The 22570-nt window shown below is 67.7% G+C and carries 21 protein-coding genes and 2 pseudogenes; 16 read left to right on the top strand and 7 right to left on the bottom strand.

Features of this window, described 5'->3' with window-relative positions; genetic code table 11:
- The first annotated feature begins 25 nt into the window (after positions 1-25).
- The 3 genes from secD to ABEA07_RS27760 all read left to right on the top strand — a co-directional run bounded on the left by secD (position 26) and on the right by ABEA07_RS27760 (position 5374).
- A complete protein-coding gene (gene secD / locus ABEA07_RS27770; protein WP_345541964.1) occupies positions 26-1906 on the top strand; it encodes a protein translocase subunit SecD in 1881 nt (626 codons plus the stop codon).
- A gap of 15 nt (positions 1907-1921) precedes the next feature.
- A complete protein-coding gene (secF, locus tag ABEA07_RS27765) occupies positions 1922-2872 on the top strand; it encodes a protein translocase subunit SecF (protein ID WP_345541963.1) in 951 nt (316 codons plus the stop codon).
- Between the two features lie 126 nt (positions 2873-2998).
- Complete coding sequence (locus ABEA07_RS27760; protein WP_345541962.1) at positions 2999-5374, top strand: DUF1631 family protein; 2376 nt, start codon at positions 2999-3001, stop codon at positions 5372-5374.
- Between the two features lie 6 nt (positions 5375-5380).
- Here ABEA07_RS27760 and ABEA07_RS27755 read toward each other — a convergent pair whose 3' ends face one another.
- From ABEA07_RS27755 to ABEA07_RS27745, 3 genes are all read right to left on the bottom strand, one after another.
- Positions 5381-5887: a Smg family protein gene (locus ABEA07_RS27755; protein WP_345542220.1), complete on the bottom strand. Its 507-nt coding sequence runs from the start codon at positions 5885-5887 to the stop codon at positions 5381-5383.
- Between the two features lie 65 nt (positions 5888-5952).
- Positions 5953-7083 carry a DNA-processing protein DprA gene (gene dprA, locus ABEA07_RS27750; RefSeq protein WP_345541961.1) on the bottom strand — a complete coding sequence of 377 codons (1131 nt, stop codon included), beginning with the start codon at positions 7081-7083 and terminating at the stop codon, positions 5953-5955.
- An 18-nt stretch (positions 7084-7101) separates the two neighbouring features.
- Complete coding sequence (locus ABEA07_RS27745; protein WP_345541960.1) at positions 7102-8316, bottom strand: LysM peptidoglycan-binding domain-containing protein; 1215 nt, start codon at positions 8314-8316, stop codon at positions 7102-7104.
- A 165-nt stretch (positions 8317-8481) separates the two neighbouring features.
- On the opposite strand from ABEA07_RS27745, the gene def reads away from it, so the two are divergent.
- Genes def through ABEA07_RS27720 form a run of 5 tightly spaced genes read left to right on the top strand, consistent with a single transcriptional unit; the run spans position 8482 to position 11566 of the window.
- Positions 8482-9015 (top strand): peptide deformylase, encoded by a 534-nt coding sequence (def, locus tag ABEA07_RS27740; protein WP_345541959.1) that lies wholly within the window; start codon positions 8482-8484, stop codon positions 9013-9015.
- Positions 9012-9521 carry a hypothetical protein gene (locus tag ABEA07_RS27735; protein ID WP_345541958.1) on the top strand — a complete coding sequence of 170 codons (510 nt, stop codon included), beginning with the start codon at positions 9012-9014 and terminating at the stop codon, positions 9519-9521. Before def ends, ABEA07_RS27735 begins: the two co-directional genes overlap by 4 nt.
- Positions 9522-9528: 7 nt before the next feature.
- Positions 9529-10479, top strand: coding sequence for a methionyl-tRNA formyltransferase (fmt, locus tag ABEA07_RS27730; RefSeq protein ID WP_345541957.1), 951 nt, complete (start codon positions 9529-9531; stop codon positions 10477-10479).
- On the top strand, positions 10479-11219 hold the full coding sequence (locus ABEA07_RS27725) for an AzlC family ABC transporter permease (RefSeq protein ID WP_345541956.1): 741 nt from the start codon (positions 10479-10481) through the stop codon (positions 11217-11219). Before fmt ends, ABEA07_RS27725 begins: the two co-directional genes overlap by 1 nt.
- Positions 11216-11566, top strand: a complete 351-nt coding sequence (locus ABEA07_RS27720) for an AzlD domain-containing protein (RefSeq protein ID WP_345541955.1) — start codon at positions 11216-11218, stop codon at positions 11564-11566. Before ABEA07_RS27725 ends, ABEA07_RS27720 begins: the two co-directional genes overlap by 4 nt.
- A gap of 31 nt (positions 11567-11597) precedes the next feature.
- On the opposite strand, the gene ABEA07_RS27715 is transcribed toward ABEA07_RS27720, so the two are convergent.
- Positions 11598-12719, bottom strand: a complete 1122-nt coding sequence (locus tag ABEA07_RS27715) for an alpha/beta fold hydrolase (protein WP_345541953.1) — start codon at positions 12717-12719, stop codon at positions 11598-11600.
- Positions 12716-13288 carry a VOC family protein gene (locus tag ABEA07_RS27710; RefSeq protein ID WP_345541951.1) on the bottom strand — a complete coding sequence of 191 codons (573 nt, stop codon included), beginning with the start codon at positions 13286-13288 and terminating at the stop codon, positions 12716-12718. Before ABEA07_RS27710 ends, ABEA07_RS27715 begins: the two co-directional genes overlap by 4 nt.
- 87 nt (positions 13289-13375) lie before the next feature.
- On the opposite strand from ABEA07_RS27710, the pseudogene ABEA07_RS28710 reads away from it, so the two are divergent.
- The 8 genes and pseudogenes from ABEA07_RS28710 (at position 13376) to ABEA07_RS27665 (ending at position 21113) form a co-directional block, all read left to right on the top strand.
- A pseudogene (locus tag ABEA07_RS28710) lies at positions 13376-14118 on the top strand (LysR family transcriptional regulator).
- Positions 14119-14224: 106 nt separating this feature from the next.
- A complete protein-coding gene (locus ABEA07_RS27695; RefSeq protein ID WP_345541948.1) occupies positions 14225-15418 on the top strand; it encodes a phosphoglycerate kinase in 1194 nt (397 codons plus the stop codon).
- A 90-nt stretch (positions 15419-15508) separates the two neighbouring features.
- On the top strand, positions 15509-16957 hold the full coding sequence (gene pyk / locus ABEA07_RS27690; protein WP_345541947.1) for a pyruvate kinase: 1449 nt from the start codon (positions 15509-15511) through the stop codon (positions 16955-16957).
- Between the two features lie 152 nt (positions 16958-17109).
- Positions 17110-18174 carry a class II fructose-bisphosphate aldolase gene (gene fba, locus ABEA07_RS27685; RefSeq protein WP_345541946.1) on the top strand — a complete coding sequence of 355 codons (1065 nt, stop codon included), beginning with the start codon at positions 17110-17112 and terminating at the stop codon, positions 18172-18174.
- A gap of 66 nt (positions 18175-18240) precedes the next feature.
- Positions 18241-18539, top strand: a pseudogene (locus tag ABEA07_RS27680) (group II intron reverse transcriptase/maturase); the annotation flags it as partial.
- A gap of 136 nt (positions 18540-18675) precedes the next feature.
- A complete protein-coding gene (locus ABEA07_RS27675; RefSeq protein WP_345541945.1) occupies positions 18676-19581 on the top strand; it encodes a phosphoribosylaminoimidazolesuccinocarboxamide synthase in 906 nt (301 codons plus the stop codon).
- Positions 19582-19716: 135 nt separating this feature from the next.
- Entirely contained in the window at positions 19717-20370 is a 654-nt protein-coding gene (locus ABEA07_RS27670) for a helix-turn-helix transcriptional regulator (protein WP_345541944.1), read from the top strand.
- 89 nt (positions 20371-20459) lie between these two features.
- Positions 20460-21113 (top strand): Crp/Fnr family transcriptional regulator, encoded by a 654-nt coding sequence (locus tag ABEA07_RS27665; RefSeq protein WP_345541943.1) that lies wholly within the window; start codon positions 20460-20462, stop codon positions 21111-21113.
- A 21-nt stretch (positions 21114-21134) separates the two neighbouring features.
- On the opposite strand, the gene ABEA07_RS27660 is transcribed toward ABEA07_RS27665, so the two are convergent.
- Both ABEA07_RS27660 and ABEA07_RS27655 read right to left on the bottom strand, forming a co-directional pair.
- Positions 21135-21575 (bottom strand): META domain-containing protein, encoded by a 441-nt coding sequence (locus ABEA07_RS27660; RefSeq protein ID WP_345541942.1) that lies wholly within the window; start codon positions 21573-21575, stop codon positions 21135-21137.
- 74 nt (positions 21576-21649) lie between these two features.
- On the bottom strand, positions 21650-22570 hold the full coding sequence (locus ABEA07_RS27655; RefSeq protein ID WP_345541941.1) for a tetratricopeptide repeat protein: 921 nt from the start codon (positions 22568-22570) through the stop codon (positions 21650-21652).

Raw genomic sequence — 22570 nt, 5'->3', positions numbered from 1 at the left:
CCCCCGTCACTGAAGGTTTCATGCGATGAACCGTTATCCGGTTTGGAAGTACGCGATCATCGTCGTCGTGCTGCTCGTGGGGCTGATCTACGCCCTTCCCAACTTCTTCGGCGAGGCGCCTGCGGTGCAGGTGTCCTCGGCCAAGTCCACCGTCAAGATCGACGCCGGCACCCAGACCCGGGTGACCGAGATTCTCAAGACGGCCAGCCTCGCGCCGGACCTGATCACGCTGGACGGCAACTCGGTGCGAGCCCGCTTCGCCACCACCGACGACCAACTCAAGGCGCGCGACACGCTGCAGCGCGCGCTGGTGCCCGACCCGAACGATCCGCCCTACGTGGTGGCGCTCAACCTGGTGTCGCGCTCGCCCTCGTGGCTGTCGGCGCTGCATGCCTTCCCGATGTACCTGGGTCTGGACCTGCGCGGCGGCGTCGACTTCCTGCTGCAGGTCGACATGAAAGGCGCCATCGACAAGAAGGCCGAATCCTTCGCCAACGACCTGCGCTCGGGCCTGCGCGACAAGAGCATCCGAGGTGCAGCGGTCAGCCGCAACGGGCAGACCATCGAGCTGCGCATCCGCGACGCGGCCGCCGCGGGTCCGGCCCGCGACCTGATCCGCGACCAGTTTCCCGACCTGGCCGTCGCCGAGAGCCAGGAAGGCAACGAGACGAAGTTCGCCGTCACCATCAAGCCCGAGGCGGCACGCCGCCTGCAGGACGCGGCGCTCAAGCAGAACATCACCACGCTGCACAACCGCATCAACGAACTGGGCGTGGCCGAACCCGTGATCCAGCAGCAGGGGCTGGATCGCATCGTGGTGCAGCTGCCGGGTGTGCAGGACGTGGCCAAGGCCAAGGACATCCTGGGCCGCACCGCCACGCTCGAAATGCGCCTGGTGGACGAGAGCGCCGAGGGCCGTGCCGCCGAGACCGGCAGCGGCCCGGTGCCTTTCGGTTCCGAGAAGTTCCTCGATCGCGAGGGGCGCACCGTCATCGTCAAGAAGCAGGTTCTGGTGACCGGCGAGAACCTCACCGATGCCCAGACCGGTTTCGACTCGCAGACCCAGCAGCCCAAGGTCGACCTGACCATGGACGCCAAGGGCGGCCGCATCATGCGCGACGTCAGCCGCGAGAACTACCGCAAGCGCATGGCCATCCTTCTCTTCGAGAAGGGCAAGGGCGAAGTGCTGACGGCACCGTCCATCAACGGCGAACTGGGCAACCGCTTCCAGATCTCGGGCGCGATGAACGTGGTGGAAGCCAACGACCTGGCCCTGCTGCTGCGTGCCGGCTCGCTGGCCGCGGCGATGGAGATCATCCAGGAGCGCACCATCGGCCCCAGCCTCGGTGCCGACAACATCCAGAAGGGCTTCGACAGCGTGATGTACGGCTTCATTGCCATCATGGTGTTCATGTGCCTGTACTACATGCTGTTCGGGGTGTTCTCCTCGATCGCGCTGGCCGTCAACCTGCTGCTCCTGGTGGCCATCCTGTCGATGCTGCAGGCCACGCTGACTCTGCCCGGCATCGCGGCCATGGCGCTGGCCATCGGCGTCGCGATCGACTCCAACGTGCTGATCAACGAACGGGTGCGCGAGGAGCTGCGTGCCGGCGCCTCGCCGCAGGCCGCCATCCACGCGGGTTACGACCGTGCCTGGGGCACCATCCTCGACTCCAACGTGACCACGCTGATCGCGGGCATCGCGCTGCTGGCCTTCGGCTCCGGTCCGGTGCGCGGCTTCGCGGTGGTGCACTGCATCGGCATCGTGACCTCCATGTTTTCAGCCGTGTTCTTCTCGCGCGGCCTGGTCAACTTCTGGTACGGCCGCAAGAAGAAACTCAAGAGCGTGTCCATCGGCACGGTCTGGAAGCCGGACACGGACAAGACCGTGGCGGGCGCCAAGTAAGGGAGCACCAGCGACATGGAATTCTTCCGAATCCACCGGACCATCCCGTTCATGCGCCACGCGCTGGTGCTGAACGCCGTGTCCGTCGTCACCTTCCTGCTGGCGGTGTTCTTCCTGTTCCACCGCGGGCTCCACCTGTCGGTCGAGTTCACTGGCGGCACCGTGATGGAGGTCGCCTACCAGCAATCGGTGGACGTGGGCAAGGTGCGCGAAACCATCAGCAAGCTCGGCTACGCCGACGTGCAGGTGCAGAACTACGGCACCTCGCGCGACATCCAGATCCGCCTGCCGGTGCAGAAGGGCCAGACCTCGGCCCAGCAGAGCGAGCAGGTCATGTCCGCCCTCAAGGCGGTCGACCCGTCGGCCACCCTGCGCGGCAACGAGTTCGTCGGCCCGCAGGTGGGCGAGGAGCTCACCACCAACGGTCTCAAGGCGCTGGCCATGGTGGTGGTCGGCATCATGATCTACCTGGCCTTCCGCTTCGAATGGAAGTTCGCCCTGGCCACCGTGCTGGCCAACCTCCACGACGTGGTGATCATCCTGGGCTTCTTCGCCTTCTTCCAGTGGGAGTTCTCGCTGGCGGTGCTGGCGGCCGTGCTGGCGGTGCTGGGCTACTCGGTCAACGAGTCGGTGGTCATCTTCGACCGGGTGCGCGAGAACTTCCGGCGCTACCGCAAGATGAGCACCCGCGAGGTGATCGACAACGCCATCACCTCCACCATCAGCCGCACCATCATCACCCACGGCTCCACCCAGCTGGTGGTGCTGTCGATGTTCTTCTTCGGCGGACCGACGCTGCACTACTTCGCGCTGGCCCTGACCATCGGCATCCTGTTCGGCATCTATTCCTCGGCCTTCGTGGCGGCGGCCATCGCGATGTGGCTGGGGGTGAAGCGGGAGGACCTGGTCAAGCCCACCAAGCGCGAGGGTGACCCGGACGACCCGAACGCCGGCGCCGTCGTGTGAAAAGGCCCGCGCCCGGCACCCGGGCGTTCGGGTTGCGGAGCAGCCTCGGGGGCACTTGTGCGGTTACGCTTCACAATACAAGCTCAGGCTTGTTGAAACGTTTTATTTGCCGTCCTCGCCCTTCACATGATCTCGCGGTCCCCCGCCTCATCCCAGCAGCTCGCGCGCGAAACGCGTGAGCGCTTCGTCGCCGCTACCAGCGGGGCGATCGTTCCGGTGGCCAATGCGGTGCGGGAAAGGCTGGTGGCCCTGGCTACCATGACCGCGAGCGTGCGCGAAATGCAGCAGCACCGCGACGATTTTCTTGCTTTCCAGTCGCAAGGCTCGAACTGGGCCCCCCTGTCGCAGGCTGCGTGGCGCAAGGCACTGACCGGTAGCGTCGAGGTGGGTTCCAGTGGTGGCTTGCGGCTCGAGCTGATCGGCGATGAGGTGGTGGAAACCAACATCCTGTCCTCGCGCTTGGCTCAGGCGATCGCCGACAAGGCCAGCTTCGAGCTCAACGATCTTCGGCTGCGCATCCAGCACCTGGAGGGCACCACAGAGCTGGACGCCAAGGACGTGCTCAAGCCCGAGGCACTCGCCCGGACCCTGGTCGACCAGTGGCTGGCGGTAGGGCTCAGCCGCGAATCCTGGACCCGTGTCCAGGAGGTGGTGCAGCAGCGCCTGGTGGACGTGGTCGTCCAGGCGTACAAGGACGCCAACACCTTCCTGATCGAGCGGGGCGTGATGCCCGAGATCGATCTCAAGAGTTTCGTCAAGCGTACCGGCAGTGCCGGCTCGGCGCCCGCTGCGCTGGGCGGCAGCTTCGCGCGGTCCTCGCAGGTGGCAGCCATGTCCCCGGGCGCGGGGATCACCCTGCCGCCGGGCAGCTTCGCGCCGGCCGCGATCGGCGTCAGTGCCGGGCGGATGGGCGGCGATACCCTGGTCGCCACCGGCGGATCTCCGTTGATCCTGGCGCGGCAGCGTGCGCAAGGGGTGTTGCTCAACCTCAAGCGCTTCGTGACCGCCCGGATCGGCGGCGACCTGGGCCAGCTGCGCGCGCCGGGCGCCCAGGGGGGTGGCGGTGCGGCCGGTGTCGCGGGCGGTGCCGGCGGCAATGGTCCGATCGGCCTGGCCGCGCCTGCCTTCGCTGCCGCCATCGCCGATGCCGAGCAGGCCTACCAGGTGATGGCCTCCCAGTACGTGATGGGGGACGAGGCCACCGCCATCAACCAGACCGCAGCCGAACTGCGCCGGCGGACCAGTGAGCTCAAGAAGAAGGCGCCGACCACGGCCGACAAGGCCACGGTCGAGATCGTGGCCCTGATGTTCCAGGCCATTCTGGCGGAAGAGCGCATCCCTTTCTCGGCGCGCGTGTGGTTCGCGCGCCTTCAGATGCCCGTGCTGCGCGTGGCGATCGCCGAGCCGGAGTTTTTCGCCACCCTGCAGCACCCGGCGCGCATGTTGATCGACCGCATGGGCTCCTGCGTGATGGGCTTCGATGCCGCCGCCATCTCCGGCAGCGCGCTCGAAGGCGAGATTCGCCGCGTGGTGCAGGTGATCGAGCAGTACCCGGAGACCGGCCAGCGGGTGTTCAAGCTGGTGTACGACGAATTCGTCGCCTTCCTCAACAAGTACCTGACGCAAAGCGACGCCACCCAGCGGCTGATGAGCGTGGCGCAGCAGGTCGAGCAGAAGGAGACGATGGCAATCCAGTACACCATCGAGTTGCGCAAGATGCTCAACGACATGCCGGTGCGCGAGGAGATCCGGGAGTTTCTGTTCAAGATCTGGGCCGAGGTGCTGGCCATTGCAGCGCTGCGGCATGGCCCGCAGGACGAGCAGACCGTCACGCTCAAGCGCGCCGCCTCCGATCTTGTGTGGGCGGCCAGTGCCAAGCCCAACCGCAACGATCGCGCCCGCGTGATCCAGGACCTGCCGCAATTGCTGCAGCGCCTGCGCCAGGGTATGAGCCTGCTGGGCATCGAGGGCGAGCCGCAGGAGGCGCAGATCAAGACCATCGGGTCCACGCTCTCCGACGCTTTTCTGTCGAAGACCGAGGCCATTCCGCAGGCCAAGATCGAGGCCATGGCCAAGCGCCTCGCCAATCTGGAGGACTTCGTCAGCGACGAGGGCGACATGACCGATCTGCCGCTGGACGCCGCCAGTATCGAGCTGCTGCTTGGCGTCGACGCTGCTTCGCTGGAGATCGTGCCCGATACCGGCAACAAGGTCGGCGAAGACATGGTGCAGTGGGCGCGCGAACTGCAGGTGGGCACGTGGTTCATGCTGGACCACAACGACCGCGTGAGCCAGGTTCAGTTCGTCTGGCGCAGCGAGCGCAAGCAGCTGCACCTGTTCGCCTCCAGCGACGGGCGCAGCTTCCTGATCCAGGTCGGGCGACTGGCCTCCTATCTTCAGGCCGGGCTGCTGGTGCCCGCCGAGGAGGAAACGCTCACCGTACGGGCAACGCGCGAGGCGCTCGCCAAGCTGGACGCGAATCCGGAGCGGCTCTTGAACTGAGCGGGCTCAGTGGGCGACGCGCGTGGAGGCGTCGTCCGACAGCTCGTCCAGGACCAGCGCATCCGGCTCCACGCCGGCGCTCCAGTGGACAAGCAGCACGATGATCTTCAGCTCGCCGAGGGAGAGTGCATCCCCGTTCGTGGCCATGGCACGGTCGATGACGATCTCGCGCAACCCGGCCGAGAGCACCTGGGACGATTCGAGAAAGCGGATGAATCCCAGGCATTCCGCGCCCAGGTGTTCCTGCTCCGCGGTCGAGTAGATGCGCATCGAATCGGGCGATCCCGGGAGCACGGGCGGCGCGGCGCCGACCGTGGCGCTGGTCCCGCCGGCATGCCGGATCAACTCGATGCCCTGAGTGGCCATGTTGAGCCCGTCGAGCCACCGCAGGGCGTCCCTGATCTCCTGGGGATCGAAGCCCTGGGCGCTGAGCTTGCGGCCCAGCTGTTCCGGTTCGGGGCAGGCATCGCCGCGCCAGTAGTTTTCGTACACGTAGACGAGCACTTCGAACATGGGGCCAATATAGCCCAGCTTCGCGTCGGTGCCACCGCCATGGGCGCCGGACGCCATGCTGCTGCTCAAGTTCGCACGATCCGCTGGAAGAGCCCGCCCGGCAACCGCGTCACCTGCCCGGCCAGTTCGAGTTCCAGCAGTTGGGCCTGGAGCGTGGGCACCGTGTCGCCAGTGCGCGCGCCAAGTGCGTCGAGGCCGACGGGATCATGGCCGATGGCCTGCAGCAATCCCTTGTGCATCGAGTCACCGTCAGGGACGGATGACGTGAGCGGCGCGGGCGTGTTGAATCGGAGTTCTTCCAGCACGTCGTCCACCGTCTCCACCAGCTTCGCGCCCTGCCGGATCAGCGCATGGCAACCGCGCGACTGCGGGGAATGGATGGAGCCCGGAATGGCATACACGTCGCGCCCCTGCTCCGAAGCCAGCCGGGCGGTGATCAGTGAGCCGGACTGCAGCGCGGCCTCGACCACAAGTGTGCCGCGGGTCAAGCCGGCGATGATCCTGTTGCGCCTCGGAAAGTTCTGGTTCAGGGGCGGCGTGCCGAGGGCGAACTCGCTCACGATCAGTCCGCGCTCGGCAATGCGGTGGGCCAGCGCGCGGTGCCGCGCAGGGTAGACGCGGTCGAGACCGGTGCCCACCACGGCCACCGTGGCCGGGCGCGGAAGATCGCCGGGTGCCTCGAGTGCGCCTTCGTGGGCCGCGCCATCGACGCCCAGTGCCAGCCCGGAGACCACGACCAGCCCACCCACGCAGAAGGCTCGGGCGAAAGCTCGGGCGTTCAAGACGCCCTGCGGCGTGGGATTGCGGCTGCCCACGATGGCGAGGCTCCGGTCGAGCTGCGTAAGGTCGAGCGGCGCCGCGCCCAGAACGTAGAGCATCAGCGGCGGATCCACCATTTCGAGCAGCGAGGCTGGATAGCCCGCGTCTCCCAGTGTCACGATGCGTCGCGTGCCGCCCGTCGCGTCGGTGCCGTGCAGCCATTCCAGGGTGTTGTCGATCAGTGCGCCCAAACGGCCGGGCGGCGTGAGCAAGGCCGTCGCATGCGCTTCGCTCACCACTTGCCTTAGCGCTTCCGGCGACTGCTGGAAGACCGCCGCCGGCAGTCCGAAGGCGGCGAGCAGCCGGCGGGCGGCCGTCGGCCCGATGCCCGGCGTCAGCGTGAGCCGCAGCCAGCCCGCGAGTTCCTCAGGCTCCACGAGACCGCAACAGGAATCTCAGGGATTGGCGAGCAAGTCGCCGACGCGCGGCGCGTCATTGATCTCGAGCACCAGGGCGTACGACACGCGCTCGAAGGGCCGGAACACCATCAGCAGGCCGATGCGCTCGTTCGGCAGCTTCATCGTTTCCTTCGTGCCGCTCGTCTTGTCGATGATGGTGTCGCCGTTCTTGAGGATGGCCAGCACGTGGCCATTCTCGATGCCGTCGATCGTGCCTTTGTTGATGGCCACCACCTGGTTCTGGGCTGCGAACTGGACCGCGTTGCCATAGACCGAGACGATGCGACCATCGGCGATGGCCTGGGCAGGTGCGCGCGGCACGTAGCTCAACAACTGGCGCGGCGGCTCGGGCAGCAGGCGGTCGCCGGCCCGGATTTCCTCGCGCGTCGCCACGATGTCGAGGGTGGCGGGTACCGGGTATACGACTTCCTTGCCGTCGACTTCTTCCTTGGCCGTCGATTCGCCGCGCTGCAGTTGGGCCTTTCCGACGTACTGGGCTTCGTAGCCGAGGGTCTCGCCCGTGCCGGGGTCTTTGAGCGGGGTGGCGTTGCGGAAGACGCGGTACGTCTGGATGGGGCCGGCCGTCTCGACAAGTGGCGATTTGGCCTCGCCGCGCGCATAGATCCGGTCGCCTCGCGCCAGCACCACGCGGCTCTCGTTGCCGGCCACGATGCGCGGTGCCATCGTCAGGGTCTCCGCGTCCACCACGATGGGCTCGGCGAGGAAGGGTTCGATCAGGCTGGGGTTGAGCGTCGGGAGCGCCATGTCGGCCAGCGATTCGTAGCGGGTGCGGGGCGACAGCTTGATGGTGCCGCCCTCCGGCATGCCGCTACCGCCGCGGCGCAGTGCCAGGCGGGCACGGCCGCCGCTCTTGTCCAGGTACAGCACCTGCCCGGGGTAGATGCGGTGCGGGTTCTGGATCTCCGCCATGTTCATGCCCCAGAGCTCGGGCCAGCGCCAGGGGCTGCGCAGGTAAAGGCGGGAGATGGCCCAGAGCGTATCGCGCGGTTTGACGGTGTATTCGTCCGGCGCATTCGGTGCCAGCTCTGACAGCGGCACCCCGGTTTGCGCCGTCTGCTGGGCGGTGCTGCGCTGCTGCGGCGTGACGGGATAGTTCTGCGCCAGGGCGTTGGTGGCCAGGCCCGCCATCGCGAGGGACGCCAGCGTGGCGAGGAGATGCGGGCGCAGGCTGTCTTGGATGCGGTGTGTCATGGTCGTATGGTGGTGTGCACGCATGCGGGCCCGAAGGGCATACAAATACTCACAATTTGCTACGAATTTTGCGCCGAAGCCCTGGAGCGGGCAACGTTTATCAAGCGGCTGACGCTGGAGCCGTCGCGGAAATGGCGAAAATAGCGACAACTTTTCCTCCCGTTCATGGCCAAAAGAACCATCCTGAGCTATCCGGACCCTCGCTTGCACAAGGTCGCCAAGCCGGTTCAGGGCGTCGATGCGCGCATCAAGACCCTGGTCGCCGACATGCTCGAAACCATGTACGACGCCAACGGCATTGGCCTGGCCGCCACCCAGATCGACGTGCACGAGCGTCTGGTCGTGATCGACGTATCCGAGGAGCGTAACCAGCCGCTGGTTTTGATCAACCCCGACATCGTCTGGGCGAGCGACGAAAAAGTCCTCAATGAGGAAGGATGTCTCTCCGTTCCCGGGATTTACGATGGCGTCGAACGCTCGACTGCGGTGCGGGTGACGGCCCTCGATGCCGAGGGCGAACTCCGGACGATCGAAGCCGAGGGCCTGCTGGCAGTCTGTATCCAGCACGAACTCGACCACCTCCTGGGGAAGGTCTTCGTCGAATACCTTTCGCCCCTGAAGCGCAACCGCATCAAGAGCAAGCTGCTCAAGCAGCAGCGCGAGGACCAGCGCCTCGAGCAGCGGGAAGGCCGGCGTTGACCCTGTGCTTCCGAACCGGCGCGGCCGGGCTGTTGGTGACCGCCGCGTTGCTGGCCGCCTGTGCCGGCGAGCCGACCCGCCTGGCCACGGGCACGTCGCGCGAGGATGCCCTGCGGCAGCTCGGCACGCCCACTGCCACTTATGCCCTGCCGGGAGGCGGCGAGCGCCTGCAGTACTCGCGTGCCCCGGCCGGTTTCGAGGTCAACAACGTCGACCTCGATGCGGGTGGGCGCGTGGTTGCGGTGAGGCAGGAACTGGACGAGCGCCTGTTCGACCGCACCATCCAGCCGGGCGTGGGCACCTGGCGCACGGACGACGTGCTGCGCACTTATGGCCGGCCTTTCGAGATCACGCAGGTGGGCTCCTTCGACGGCAACATCTGGACCTGGCGCTACAAGTGGCAGAACACGCCTCGCCTGCTCTACATCTACATCGATCCGAACGGCGTGGTGCAGCGCTACCACACCGGCGACGACCTGATGCTCGAGTTGCTGGCGCCGTTGTGAGGTCCGCATGAGGATCGCATTCGCGGGGACACCCGAGTTCGCCAGTGTCGCGCTCGAGGCCATAGCGGAGGCGGGTTTCGAGATCGTGCTGGTGCTGACGCAGCCGGACCGCCCGGCGGGCCGCGGCATGAAGCTGCACGCCTCGCCAGTGAAGCAGTTGGCGGTCGCGCGGCACTGGCCGCTCGCACAGCCGCGCAGCCTGCGCCTGGACGGCAAGTACCCCGAAGACGCGGCGGCGGCGCAGTCGGCCATCCTCGGTGCCCAGGCCGACGCCATGGTGGTCGCGGCCTATGGCCTGATCCTGCCGCAGTGGGTGCTCGATGCACCCCGCCTGGGCTGCCTCAACATCCACGCGAGCCTGCTTCCGCGTTGGCGCGGTGCCGCGCCCATCCACCGCGCCATCGAGGCCGGGGACACGGAGACCGGCGTCACCATCATGCAAATGGATGCCGGCCTGGACACCGGCGACATGCTGCTGCGCGAATCGCTGCCGATCGGCGAAGACAGCACTGCGCTGCTGCACGACCGCCTCGCCGCCGTGGGCGCGCGCCTGGCGGTGGATGCACTGCAACAGGCGCAGGCTGGCACCCTGCAGCCGGTGCCCCAGCCGACCGAAGGGGCGACCTATGCCCACAAGGTGGAGAAAGCGGAGGCGCGGATCGATTGGTCGCAGGCGTCGGCCGCCATCGTGCGCCGCATCCGCGCTTTCGACCCCTTCCCCGGCGCCGCCAGTACTCTGAATGGCGAGACCCTCAAGCTATGGGCCGCGCGCCTGCAGTCCGGCATGCCGGCCGACCCGCCCGGCACGGTGCTCGCCGTCAGCCCATCGGGCGTGGCGGTCGCGGCCAAGGACGGGGTCGTCATGCTCACCGAACTGCAGCGTTCCGGCGGCAAGCGCCTGCCGGTAGCCGATTTCTTGCGCGGCTTCGATGTGAAGCCGGGGCAGGTCTTCGGCTGATGTTCCTCTCGTCCTCCATCCGCAGCCAACCGGAGTTCGCCGAGGGCATGCGCGACATGTCGTCGGTCGCCGTCGGCACCGGTGCCTGGGGTCTGATGACCGGCGTCGCCATGGTGAAGTCCGGCATGAGCGTGTTCGAGGCCATCGCGATGACCTTGCTGGTCTACGCCGGCAGCTCGCAACTGGCCGCCATTCCGCTCCTGATCGCCGGTGCGCCGGCCTGGGTGATCCTGGCCACCGGCTTCTGCGTCAACCTGCGCTTCGTCGTCTTCAGCCTGCATTTGCGGCCTTATCTCATGCACATGCCGCGCTGGCGCCGCATGACGCACGGCTACCTCACGGCCGACATGACCTACGCCTTCTTCACCCGCCGCTACGAGCAGCCGCCCGCCGACGAAGCCGAGAAGCGCGCGCAGGAGGCGTACCTCACCGGCAACTACTGCATGACCTGGTGCTCCTGGATGGCCATGAGCCTGCTGGGCATCATGTTGGCCAACCTGATCCCGCAAAGCTGGGGCCTGGGCTTTGCCGGCGTGCTCTGCCTCGTCGCCGTGGTCTGCTCGATGGTGACGACGCGCCTGCGCATGCTGGCGGCCCTGATCGCCGGCGCCACGGCCGTGGCGGCCTATGCGCTGCCGCTGCGGCTCAACATCGTCGCCGCCATCGGCGTGGCGGTGCTGCTGTGCTTCTGGCTCGAAAAGCGGTTCGGGCTGGACCCGGATGCGGAGGACGACAGGTGACGTTCGGCAACGGCGAGACGACAGACCTGTGGACCCTGGCCGTGATCATCGGCCTGGCCGGCGTGACCGTGCTCACGCGCTGCTTCTTCTTCATCCTCGACCGGCCCTGGGGCCTGCCCGAGTGGGCGCACCGCGCGCTGCACTATGCGCCGGTGGCGGCACTCGCCGCGGTGATCATCCCGGAGATCGTGATGACGCAGGGCCACCTGATCACGACCTGGCAGGACGCGCGCCTGTATGGCGCGGCCGCCGGCGCTGCCTACTTCTTCTGGCGGCACGGCATCCTGGGGACGATGACGGCAGGGATGGCGGTCTACCTTCCGCTGCACCTGGGCCTGGGCTGGTAAGCCTTCGCGCGCTCGGACGGCCATGCGTCGCTCACAGTGCGCGGGCCCATTCGGCGATCGCATCGGCCGCTTGCGGCACCAGCTCGGGCTGGCCGGCGAGATAGTGGTTGCCGCCGACGATGTCGACGTTTCTTATGCGATCGCCGCCGGCCGCGAGCCATGCGTCGCGCGTGCTCGGGAAGGTCGACTGGTCGGCCGTGTAGGTCAACAGCAGCTTGGGGCAACGCGTGCGCGCCAGGTTCGCAGGGCCGTCGGCCTGCGAGCGCGAGGACCACTGCGAGAGGAAGGCGGTCAGCGAAGTGGTGCGGCCCATCGCGTTGGCCGAGTCGTTGACCTGCCGCGCATCGCCCCAGACGCTCCCCGGTGCGCGGTCGTTGGGATCGATCGAGAGGTCCACGCAGCGCGGATCGGCATGGGTGCGATAGATGACGAAGGCCTGGTCGCGCGGCGCGCCGGGCGTGGCGCGCAACAGGCGCAGCCGCTCCAGGGTCCAGTTTTCCAGACGGTCCAGCCGTGCCTTCTGCGCCGCGCTGAAGCGCGCGAGGAACGCCGCGTCGTAAGGAACGCGATGGCGCGGGTCGTACATGTCGAGTTCGGGGTCCACCGACAGCGGATCGCGCTCGTCGGTCACCGAGGGGTCGATCCATTCGCGCATCAGCCGTGAGCGGCCCAGGTGCGCTGCGCACAGCGCGATGCCATCTGCCGGCGGCAGGTCATCCGGATGCAGGTGGCTTGGATCGCCGTCCGGTAAGTGGTGCGCCGTCAGGTCGTCGGCCTGGGCCTGGTAGAAGCTCGCGAGCGCCGCGCCACCCGAATTGCCGATCAGCACCACCTTTTCGTAGCCCAGGTCGCGCAGGAAGCGCACGCCGGCGCCCATGTCCTGGATGGCGCGCTCCATGAGCAGCACCGTGTCGTTGCCCATGTAGCGGGAGTTCAGGCCCATGCAGCAGATGCCGCGGGCGGCCAGCGGCTCGATCAGGTAGTGGCCCATGAAATTGCTCGTGGGGTGCATCACCAGCGCCGCGATCCGCTTCGGGCCGGACGGCGCGCGGTAGGCGCCGTAGATGCGCGGGCGCAGCATTTGCAGGCCCGACTGGCTTTCCAGCGCGGCGCCGGGCTTCACGTCGATGACGGCGAGCTGCAGCGCCGTCATGCCGCCGCCTTCGCGCGCAGTTGGGCATTCCGCTCGGTCCATGCATCCAGCTCGGCACGGGCGCGCCGGGCATGGGCCTCCATCTCGGCCGCCGGCGCTGTCGGCGTGGTCAGCTCCACGCGAAGGCCGTTCGGGTCGAAGAAATAGATCGACGCGATGATGTGGTGGTCGGTCGGTCCCAGCACCTCGATGCCGGCCGCTTCCAGCCGTGCCTTGGCGGCCACCAGGTCGGCCACCGAGTCCACCCGCAGGGCGAGGTGGTTGACCCAGGCGGGCGTGTTGGGCGAGGGCAGCGCGGCCGTGTCGTCGCCGAGGTCGAAGAAGGCGATGTACGAGCCGTCACGCATCTGGAAGAAGATGTGGACGTAAGGGCAGTACTCGCCGGTGCTGGGCACGTGGTCGCTCTTGATCACGTGCACCAGCGGCAGGCCCAGCAGGTCCTCGTAGAAGCGGCGTGTCTCCTCGCTGTCGCGGCAGCGCCAGGCGAAGTGGTGCAGGCCGCGCACGGGTACGCCAGCGGGCGCGGGCAGCGCCGTGTCGGCGTGTGTGTCGGTCTCGGCAGGGGGCATGGAGGTCTCCGGGCAAACGTGTGGATTGGGCCTCGCTTCTTCTTTCGATTCAATCGAAATAAGTTCATTGATTGATGAACTGCGACCATGAATCTGACGCTGCGCCAGCTGCGCGCCTTCGACGCGGTGGCGGAGACCGGCTGCTTCACCGCCGCGGCCGCGCGCCTGCACCTGACGCAGTCGGCGCTCAGCGTGCTGGTGCGCGAGCTGGTGCGCGAGCTGGAGCGCGAGATGGGCGTGCAGCTGTTCGACCGCCACACGCGGCGCGTGCTGTTGTCGGAAGCCGGCCGCGCCTTCCAGCCTTCGGTGCAGCGCCTGTTGGCCGATCTCTGTCATCCGGCGAGGCGGAGCTCGCGGTGGGCCAGGACGTCGCGGTGGAACCCGCCGCCATCGAGCGCCGCACCCTGTTCCGCGACCGCCACTGGCTGATCTGTCCACCGGACCACGCCCTCGCGCGCCGGCGCAAGGTTCGCTGGAGCGAGCTCGGCCCCCACACCTTCATCGCGCCCACGCGCGACTTTCGCCAACGCGTGCTGCCCGAGCTGGAGGCCGAGGCGCGGGGTTTTCTCCAGCGGGCCTCGACGCAGGAGGTGTCGTACATGACCACCGCGCTCGGCATGGTCGCCGCCGGCCTCGGGCTGACGGTCTGCCCGACCTACTCCGCCTCACTGGTGCGTGCCCATGGGCTCCAGATGGTGGCGCTCGATCGCCCCGACTTCCATCGCGAGGTGTGCGTGTACGCGGCCGCGCGGCGCTCGCTCTCGCCGGCGGCCGCGGGCTTCGTCGAGATCCTGCAGCGCTTTGCGCAGCAGCCGGCACTGGCCGGCTGAGCTTGCCCGCTGATACAGGCCGCCCCGGCGCCAAACCTACAATCGCCGCTTGCCTTCCTTGCCTCTTCGAGAGGCGCCTCTCTTTCGCTTCACCCCGCCCGACCCCATGAACATCCTTCGATTCACCGACCTCGCAGCGCAAGGCAAAGCCAGCGGCCAGCGCGTGTTCATCCGTGCCGACCTCAACGTGCCGCAGGACGATGCGGGCAACATCACCGAGGACACCCGCATCCGCGCCTCGGTGCCATGCATCCGGCAGGCGCTGGAGGCGGGCGCGGCGGTGATGGTCACCTCGCACCTGGGCCGCCCCACCGAGGGCCAGTTCAAGCCAGAGGACTCGCTGGCGCCCGTGGCCAAGCGCCTGGGCGAGCTGCTGGGCCGCGAGGTACCGCTGGTGTCGAACTGGGTCGACGGCGTCGACGTCAACCCCGGCCAGGTCGTGCTGCTGGAAAACTGCCGCCTCAACAAGGGCGAGAAGAAGAACGACGAGGCGCTGGCCCGCAAGCTGGCCGCGCTGACCGACATCTACGTGAACGACGCCTTCGGCACCGCGCACCGCGCCGAGGCCACCACCTACGGCATCGCCCAGTTCGCCAAGGTCGCCTGCGCCGGGCCGCTGCTGGCGGCCGAGATCGACGCCATCACGAAGGCGCTGGCCGATCCCAAGCGGCCGCTGGTCGCCATCGTCGCCGGCTCCAAGGTCAGCACCAAGCTCACCATCCTCGAGAGCCTGGCCGGCAAGGTCGACCAGCTGATCGTCGGCGGCGGCATCGCCAACACCTTCATGCTTGCCTCGGGCCTGCCCATCGGCAAGTCGCTGGCCGAGCCGGACCTGCAGGACCAGGCCCGTGCCGTGATCGAGGCCATGCGCGCGCGCGGCGCCGCGGTGCCGATCCCGGTCGACGTGGTCACCGCCAAGACCTTCGCCGCGGACGCGCCCGCCACCGTCAAGGACGCGACCGCCGTGGCCGAGGACGACCTGATCCTCGACATCGGCCCCAGGACCGCCGCGCAACTGGCCGCGCAGTTGCGCGAGGCCGGCACCATCGTCTGGAATGGCCCGGTGGGCGTGTTCGAGTTCGACGCCTTCTCCAAGGGCACGGAAGCCATTGCACGCGCCATCGCCGACAGCAGCGCCTTCTCGATCGCCGGGGGCGGCGACACGCTGGCAGCCATCGCCAAGTACGGTATCGAGAATCAGGTGGGCTACATCTCGACCGGTGGTGGCGCTTTCCTCGAAGTGCTCGAAGGAAAAACCCTGCCGGCATTCGAAATCCTGCAGAAGAGAGCGGCGGGCTGACGGCAGTCGGCGAGCGCGCCGAAGTACCCGAGGGGCTATCGCGCGCCCTGAAAAGTGTATACAGTTAGGCATACAACCCGGAGACAATGAATGAGCACGCCCCGCTTACCCCGTCATGCCACCAAGATCGTCGCCACCCTCGGGCCCGCCTCCAGTTCGCCCGAGCTGCTGGAGCAGATGATCCATCACAAGGTGAGCGTGGTGCGCCTCAATTTCAGCCACGGCACGGCGCAGGACCACATCAACCGCGCCGCCATGGTGCGCGAGGCCGCGCGACGGGCCGGCCGGGAAGTGGCCATCATGGCCGACCTGCAGGGGCCGAAGATCCGCGTCGGCAGATTCACCGAGGGCAAGGTCGTGCTGGAGGCCGGCGCCAAGTTCGTGCTGGACGCCTCGCGCACCGAGCTGGGCGATGTCGACGCCGTGGGCCTGGACTACAAGGACCTGCCGCGCGATGTGAAGCCGGGCGACCGGCTGCTACTGAACGATGGCCTGATCGTGCTGGGCGTCGACGCCGTGAAGGGCGAGGCGGTGCACACCACCGTGCGCCTGGGCGGCGAGCTTTCGAACAACAAGGGCATCAACAAGCAGGGCGGGGGCCTCACGGCTCCGGCGCTGACGGCCAAGGACATGGAGGACATCAAGACCGCCATGAGCTTCCAGGCCGACTACGTGGCCGTGAGTTTTCCCAAGAACGCGACCGACATGGAAATGGCGCGCCAGTTGTGCAACGTGGCGGCGGCCGAGTTCGGCCACAAGCCCGGCATGATCGCCAAGATCGAGCGCGCCGAGGCGATTCCGAAGCTGGAGGAAATCCTGCGCGCCAGCGACGGCATCATGGTCGCGCGCGGCGACCTCGCGGTCGAAGTGGGCAACGCCGCGGTGCCGGCGCTGCAGAAGAAGATGATCCGCATGGCGCGCGAGATGGACAAGGTGGTCATCACCGCCACCCAGATGATGGAGTCCATGATCAGCAACCCGGTGCCGACCCGCGCCGAGGTCAGCGACGTGGCCAACGCGGTGCTCGACGGCACCGACGCCGTGATGCTCTCGGCCGAAACGGCCTCCGGCCGCTACCCGTTGGAAACCGTGCAGGAAATGAGCCGCATCTGCGAGGCCGCCGAGCAGGCCGAGGACAAGCACCTCGACGCCGACTTCAGCGGCCAGACCTACAGCCGCATCGATCAGTCGATCGCGATGGGCGCCCTGTTCACCGCGCACCATCTGGGCGCCAAGGCGATCGTCGCCCTGACCGAATCCGGCTCGACCCCCTTGTGGATGAGCCGCCATCGCGCCCACATCGCCATGTACGCCCTGACCTCTCGCCTGGCCACCCAGCGCAAGATGGCCCTGTACCGCAACGTGCGTCCGCTGCTCATGGACGCAGAAACCGACCGTGACACCGCGCTGGAGCGCGCGGAGGCCCACCTGAAGAAGCGCGGCATCGTGCAGACCGGCGATATTTACGCCATCACCTGCGGCGAGCCGATGGGTGCGCCGGGGGGCACCAACATGCTCAAGATCTGCCGAGTCAGCTGAGAAGCCGTGCGCGTCTGTTTCTGAGCCCGCCGGCCTTCGCGCTTCGCTCGCCTCCCGGTCGCATCGGGGGGCGTCAGTCCTGTCCGACAAGGGGGCTCGGTAGAATCGCTGTAGTTTTTACTTCTTAATTCTTCCCCCCGCGAGGTATTCCCATGGCACTCGTTTCGATGCGCGAACTGCTCGACCACGCCGCCGCCAATGGCTACGGCATTCCTGCTTTCAACGTCAACAACCTGGAGCAGGTGCAGGCCGTGATGGAGGCGGCCAAGGAAACCGGCGCACCGGTGATCCTGCAGGCCAGTGCCGGCGCGCGCAAGTACGCGGGCGAGCCTTTCATCAAGCACCTCATCCTCGCCGCCATCGAGGCCTATCCCGACATCCCGCTGGTCATGCACCAGGACCACGGCCAGAGCCCCGACGTGTGCCAGGGGGCGATCAACCTGGGCTTCTCCTCGGTGATGATGGACGGCTCGCTCGAAGCCGACGGCAAGACCATCGCCAGCTACGACTACAACGTCGACGTCACCCGCAAGGTGGTGGACATGGCGCACAAGGTCGGCGTGACGGTCGAAGGCGAACTGGGCTGCCTCGGTTCGCTCGAAACCATGAAGGGCGACAAGGAAGACGGCCACGGCACCGACGCCACCATGACGCGCGAGCAGCTGCTCACCGACCCCGAGCAGGCCGCCGACTTCGTCAAGAGGACCCAGCTGGACGCCCTGGCCATCGCCATCGGTACCAGCCACGGCGCCTACAAGTTCAGCCGCAAGCCCACCGGCGACATCCTGGCGATCGACCGCATCAAGGAAATCCACCGCCGCATTCCCAACACCCACCTGGTGATGCACGGCTCCTCCTCCGTGCCGCAGGACCTGCTGGCCATCATCAACCAGTACGGCGGCAAGATGAAGGAAACCTATGGTGTGCCGGTCGAGGAAATCCAGGAAGCCATCAAGTACGGCGTGCGCAAGATCAACATCGACACCGACATCCGCCTGGCGATGACCGGCGCGGTGCGCAAGTTCATGGCCGAGAATCCGGACAAGTTCGATGCGCGCGAATGGCTCAAGCCCGCCCGCGAGGCCGCCAAGAAGATCTGCAAGCAGCGCTACATCGAATTCGGCTGCGAAGGCCAGGCCGCCAAGATCAAGGGCGACACCCTGCAGGTCGTGGCCGCCAAGTACGCAAAGGGCGAGCTGGCGCAGGAAGTGGTCTGATCCTTTCCTTCTCCAGCCAGAGCCACCTTCGCGGTGGCTTTTTTTCTGGTGCGCCCAGCATGGGCGGAACTGGAGCGCCGGGGCCATTGCTTCGTGCGCTACGCCGATGACCGCAACGTGTACGTCCGCAGTCGCCGGGCGGGCGAGCGGGTGATGGCGCCGCTGCGGCGGCTGTATGACAAGCTGCGCTTGAAGGTCAACGAGACCAAGAGCGTGGTTGCCGGTGCGTTCGGGCGCAAGTTCCTGTGGTGGCGCAACGGGTGGCGGCCAACAGCCGCCGCTGGTGGCGCAATAGCGCCAAGCTGCTCAACAGCGTGCTGACCATCGCCTGGTTTGACCGCCTGGGCCTGCCCAGACTCTCATGACCTCAAACTCTCGAACCGCCCGGTGCGGACCCGCATGCCGGGTGGTGGGGGAGGGGTCCGGTCTGCATTGACCGGCCCCTATCCCGATCGCGCACAATCGCTGTCGTCTTCTGCTCACGCCGTTCCCATCCCCGCCATGACCACCGTCCACACCTCCTCCATCCAGAGCCTGCCCCTGCTCGCGCGCGGCAAGGTACGCGACAACTACGCCGTCGGCGAAGACCGCATCCTGATGGTGGCCAGCGACCGCCTGTCCGCCTTCGACGTGATCATGGGCGAGCCGATCCCCGGCAAGGGCGTGATCCTCACGCAGATGGCTTTGTGGTGGTTCGACCGGCTCGGCCACATCTGTCCCAACCACCTCACCGGCGAGGCGCCCGAGAGCGTGGTGGCTCCGGCCGAAATCCCCCAGGTGAAGGACCGCTCGATGCTGGTCAAGCGCCTCAAGCCGATCCCCGTCGAGGCCGTGGTGCGCGGCTACCTGGCCGGCAGCGGCTGGAAGGAGTACCAGGAAAGCCGCGCGGTCTGCGGCGTGCCGCTGCCCGAAGGTCTGGGCAATGCCAGTCAGCTCCCCCGGCCGATCTTCACGCCGGCGGCCAAGGCGGCCGCGGGCGCGCACGACGAGAACATCAGCTATGAGCGCGTGGTCGAGATCGTCGGCCCCGCGCTTGCCCAGCAGATCCGCGACACCAGCATCGCGATCTACGAGACGGCGGCTGCCATCGCCCTGACCAAGGGCATGATCATTGCCGACACCAAGTTCGAATTCGGCCTCGACGAAGCCGGCACCCTGGTGCTGATGGACGAGGTGCTCACCCCCGACAGCTCGCGCTACTGGCCCGTCGAGGGCTACCAGGCCGCGCTGGCCGCCGGCGCCAATCCTCCAAGCTACGACAAGCAGTTCGTGCGCGACTGGCTGGAGACCGTCAAGATCAACGGCAAGCCCTGGGACAAGACCCCGCCGGCGCCCCGCCTGCCTACCGATGTGATCGAAAAAACCGCCGCCAAGTACCGCGAGGCGCTCCAGCGGCTGACCGGCTGACCGGCCGCCTGCCCGGGACGCCCGGCGGCCGTCCGACGTGAATAAGTCACAAATGCGGTGGCAATAGTCACCGCCCGGCCGGGCCCGGCTTGTTCAAACTGTCCTCTCATGAAGACCGAAGGATGAGGAAGTGCCATGAACGTGACCGCCCCCGCATCGCCCGTTCCACGCCACGACGCACCGCCCGAGGCCCTGCAAGCCGGCCTCCTGGCGCGCGTGCTCGACGAAATCGACCATGGCCTGCTGCTGGTGGACCTGACGGGCCGCCTCCTGCATGCCAACCGGCCTGCGCGGCGCGAACTCGCGGGCGGGCGCGCATTGCGCGAAGTCGACGGCATGCTGGCAACTGCGCTCCCGGCGTGGCAGGCGCGCATCCGCCAGGCCCTCAAGGACGCGGAGCGCGACTGCCGCAGCATCGTGGAGCTCGACGCCGAGGGCGAGCCGCTGACCCTGGCCTTCGTGCCGCTGGCGATGCACCACGGCAGCGCCACCGTCGACACGGTGCTGATCATGACCAGCCGGCGCTCCACCTGCGAGACCCTCACCATGCAGATGTTCGCCCGCGCCAAGCACCTGACGCCGGCCGAGCAGGCGGTGCTGACCCAACTGTGCGCCGGGCGCGGTGCCCAGGAGATCGCCTGTCTGCAGGGCATCCGCGTCTCCACCGTGCGCACCCACATCAAGAACGTGCGGCAGAAGACCGGCCGCGGCAGCGTGCGCGAGATCGTGCGTGAGCTCTCTCGCATGCCGCAGATCGTCTCGGCGCTGCGGCTGGTGGGGTCGGACTGAACGAGCGGGTGCGCAGAGGCCGTCCGACGGCGTTCTCCGATGCGCAGGCGGCCGCCCGCCAGCGCTTGCGCGGGCCGTATAGTCCGCGCATGCTGCCGACGACCGTCGTCCCCCGCGCCGATGCCCTCGACCCCCTGCCGCCACCGCTGCGCCGCCTCGCGGCCCTCGGGGTTCAGCGTCGCTACCGCACCCATGCCATGCTGATCGAGGAGGGCGACGCGGGCGGCTCCGTCTATATCGTGCTCTCGGGCCGCCTGCGCGCCTTTGTCTCGGATGCGCGCGGGCGCGAGGTGACGCTGGGCCTGCACGGGCCGGGAGAGTACGTCGGCGAGATGTCGCTCGATGGCGGGCCGCGCTCGGCGAGCGTGCAGGCCGTGGAGACATCGGTCTGCGCCGTGGTGACGCGGGAGACCGTGCTCAAGCACATCGCACAGGAGCCGGAGTTCGCGATGGCGCTGATCGAGCGGCTGATCCGGCGAGCGCGGCTGGCGACGCAGAGCGCGCGCAACATGGCCCTGCTCGATGTCTACAGCCGGCTCAAGGCGCTGCTGGAGACGCGGTCGCAGCCGCTGCCCGAGGGCGGCTGGCAGATGGAACGGCTCACCCATCAAGCCATCGCCAGCGAAATCGGATGCTCGCGCGAGATGGTGAGCCGGCTGCTGAAGGACCTGGAGACCGGCGGCTACGTGGCGGCGAACGGGCCGCGCCTGCTGCTGCTCAAGGCCTTGCCGCCCAAGTGGTGAGCCGGGCGTGAAGGGTGCGCATCAGCGCGCGCTGCCGTTGCTCAACGTCGCCACGGTTCGCCCGTTCGCATCCAGCAGCGACAGCTTCGAACCCCCCTGCAGGCGGTAGCTGGCCGTCGCCTGCAGCGCAGCGAAGAACTGGGTCTCGTTGATGGTGCTGGCCTCGTTGGGGCAGGCCATGCGGGTGGCGCCCAACTGGCGCAGGCGCAGCATGCTGCCGTTGCGCTCGTAGGTACCGGTGACGCGGTTGCAGCCGCCCGTGCCGCTCACCCTGCCGCTGCCGCGTTCGAACTGGATCTGGGGGTTGCGCCGAGGGTCGCTGCTCGGTTCGATCAGCTCGCTGCCGAGCTGCTCCAGCTGCCAAATGGGGCCTTCGATCGGCTCGTCGAGACTGATGCCGCTGCCGCAGCCGGACATCAGCGCGGAAGCCAGCAGGGCCGCGGTCAGGGGGAGGAAGCGCATGGCCGGACTTTCCTTCTGCAACGCAATGAAACCCGCCAATCGTAATGCGAGCCTCCGGCCCCTTGCGGAAAGTCCTAGCTCAGCACCACGCTGCTCAGCCGCCGCCGGTAGGTCGCCACGGTCGGATCGTCCGGGGGGATCTGGCCGTCGGCCACCTTGGGCTTCGGCGGCTCGATGATCTCGAGGATGGCGATGTAGGTCTTGCGCGCCAGGTCCTCGTTCCAGCCCTTGTCGCGCATCAGGATGTCCAGCAGCTCGTCCATGGCGTCGGTCCAGCGCTGTACCGCCATCAGCAGGCGGGCCCGGTCGAATCGGGCCTGGAAGTCGCGTTTGTCGGCGGCGATGCGCGCCTCGGCATCCGCCATCGTCGGCGCCCCGCCGGCGGCCGGCGCGGCGAAGTCGAGGGCCTCCATCCAGCGCTGCAGGGCGTCGAAGCGGCGCACTGCCGATGCCTTGGCGATCACCGGCGCGAAGGCGACCTTGGCGTCGTCGGTGCGGCCCTGTTGCAGCAGCAGCTTCACGTAGTCGAAGCGCGCATCGTCGTTCGCCGGGTCGGTGGCCACCGCATGCTGGAGCTTCTCGAGAGCGCCTTCAGTGTCGCCTTCGGCGAGAGCGTCCTGCGCGGCTTCCTCGTGCTCGGCCGCTTCGAGTTCGTCCGCGCCCGGCACGTGCTTGTCGAGGAAGGCGCGCACCTGGTCGGCGGGAACGGCGCCGACGAAGCCGTCCACCGGCTGCCCGCCCTTGAACATCACGCAGAAGGGGATGCTGCGCACACCGAACATCTGGCTCAGCTGCTGCGAGATCTGCGGCACCTTGTCTGCATCGAGCTTGGCCAGCGTGAAACGCCCGCCGTATTCGACTTCAAGCTTTTCGAGCACCGGGCCGAGCTGCTTGCAGGGTCCGCACCATTCGGCCCAGATGTCGAGCAGCACCGGGGTGGTCATCGAGCCTTCGATCAGCTCGGTCTGGAAGTTTTCGAGGGTGATGTCGATCAT

It is taken from the genome of Variovorax defluvii (assembly GCF_039541515.1).
In the GTDB taxonomy this organism is placed as follows: Bacteria; Pseudomonadota; Gammaproteobacteria; order Burkholderiales; family Burkholderiaceae_C; genus Variovorax; species Variovorax defluvii.
Note: the sequence above shows the minus strand (reverse complement) of the source record. Positions and strands in the feature narration are given on the sequence as shown.

Excerpts from the sequence above, each read along its gene's own strand:
- ABEA07_RS27710 (WP_345541951.1), bottom strand. The coding sequence starts at position 13,288 with ATGCCCCCTGCCGAGACCGACACACACGCCGACACGGCGCTGCCCGCG.
- ABEA07_RS27675 (WP_345541945.1), top strand. The coding sequence starts at position 18,676 with ATGACCACCGTCCACACCTCCTCCATCCAGAGCCTGCCCCTGCTCGCG.
- ABEA07_RS27670 (WP_345541944.1), top strand. The coding sequence starts at position 19,717 with ATGAACGTGACCGCCCCCGCATCGCCCGTTCCACGCCACGACGCACCG.
- ABEA07_RS27695 (WP_345541948.1), top strand. The coding sequence starts at position 14,225 with ATGAACATCCTTCGATTCACCGACCTCGCAGCGCAAGGCAAAGCCAGC.
- fba (WP_345541946.1), top strand. The coding sequence starts at position 17,110 with ATGGCACTCGTTTCGATGCGCGAACTGCTCGACCACGCCGCCGCCAAT.
- secD (WP_345541964.1), top strand. The coding sequence starts at position 26 with ATGAACCGTTATCCGGTTTGGAAGTACGCGATCATCGTCGTCGTGCTG.
- ABEA07_RS27660 (WP_345541942.1), bottom strand. The coding sequence starts at position 21,575 with ATGCGCTTCCTCCCCCTGACCGCGGCCCTGCTGGCTTCCGCGCTGATG.
- ABEA07_RS27755 (WP_345542220.1), bottom strand. The coding sequence starts at position 5,887 with ATGTTCGAAGTGCTCGTCTACGTGTACGAAAACTACTGGCGCGGCGAT.
- ABEA07_RS27715 (WP_345541953.1), bottom strand. The coding sequence starts at position 12,719 with ATGACGGCGCTGCAGCTCGCCGTCATCGACGTGAAGCCCGGCGCCGCG.
- ABEA07_RS27655 (WP_345541941.1), bottom strand. The coding sequence starts at position 22,570 with ATGATCGACATCACCCTCGAAAACTTCCAGACCGAGCTGATCGAAGGC.
- secF (WP_345541963.1), top strand. The coding sequence starts at position 1,922 with ATGGAATTCTTCCGAATCCACCGGACCATCCCGTTCATGCGCCACGCG.
- pyk (WP_345541947.1), top strand. The coding sequence starts at position 15,509 with ATGAGCACGCCCCGCTTACCCCGTCATGCCACCAAGATCGTCGCCACC.
- ABEA07_RS27725 (WP_345541956.1), top strand. The coding sequence starts at position 10,479 with ATGTTCCTCTCGTCCTCCATCCGCAGCCAACCGGAGTTCGCCGAGGGC.
- ABEA07_RS27745 (WP_345541960.1), bottom strand. The coding sequence starts at position 8,316 with ATGACACACCGCATCCAAGACAGCCTGCGCCCGCATCTCCTCGCCACG.
- def (WP_345541959.1), top strand. The coding sequence starts at position 8,482 with ATGGCCAAAAGAACCATCCTGAGCTATCCGGACCCTCGCTTGCACAAG.
- ABEA07_RS27760 (WP_345541962.1), top strand. The coding sequence starts at position 2,999 with ATGATCTCGCGGTCCCCCGCCTCATCCCAGCAGCTCGCGCGCGAAACG.
- fmt (WP_345541957.1), top strand. The coding sequence starts at position 9,529 with ATGAGGATCGCATTCGCGGGGACACCCGAGTTCGCCAGTGTCGCGCTC.
- ABEA07_RS27665 (WP_345541943.1), top strand. The coding sequence starts at position 20,460 with ATGCTGCCGACGACCGTCGTCCCCCGCGCCGATGCCCTCGACCCCCTG.